This window comes from Acinetobacter sp. SH024 (genome assembly GCF_000163635.1).
Lineage (GTDB): Bacteria > Pseudomonadota > Gammaproteobacteria > Pseudomonadales > Moraxellaceae > Acinetobacter > Acinetobacter pittii.
The window spans coordinates 869,714-870,269 of sequence record NZ_GG753601.1; the positions used below are offsets into that span (position 1 = coordinate 869,714).

The following is a 556-nucleotide window of genomic DNA, read 5'->3' on the forward strand; positions in this document are numbered from 1 at the left end:
CACATTCACTACTGTGCCATCGATTGCATCTGGTCCCAACGCCACTTGTGCATTGAAGGTACCGTCTGTGCCTAGCTCGTCTGCATTTAAGATACCGTCGCCATTTAAGTCTTCAGGAATCGTGATCGCACCGATCAGGTCTGCAGGCAAGGTATCTACAGTCACGGTGACGTCTGCATCTGCAACATCAAGGTTACCTTGTGCATCCACTGCTTCTGCATGGATGGTTACAGGGCCTTCGCCTGTGACAGGAATCGCTGCAGTGATGAAGCCGTTTGCAAGGTCAGCTGCTGTCACGGTGTAGTTAGTACCGTTAACATTCACTACTGTGCCATCGATTGCATCAGGTCCCAACGCCACTTGTGCATTGAAGGTGCCGTCTGTGCCTAGCTCGTCTGCATTCAAGATACCGTCGCCATTTAAGTCTTCAGGAATCGTGATCGCACCGATCAGGTCTGCAGGTAAGGTATCTACAGTCACGGTGACGTCTGCATCTGCAACATCAAGGTTACCTTGTGCATCCACTGCTTCTGCATGGATGGTTACAGGGCCTTCG

The 556-nt window shown here is 51.3% G+C and carries 1 pseudogene; it reads right to left on the reverse strand.

Annotation, left to right across the window (positions count from 1 at the left end):
* Positions 1-522: pseudogene (locus tag HMPREF0013_RS16570) on the reverse strand (hypothetical protein); the annotation flags it as partial.
* Positions 523-556 lie beyond the last annotated feature (34 nt).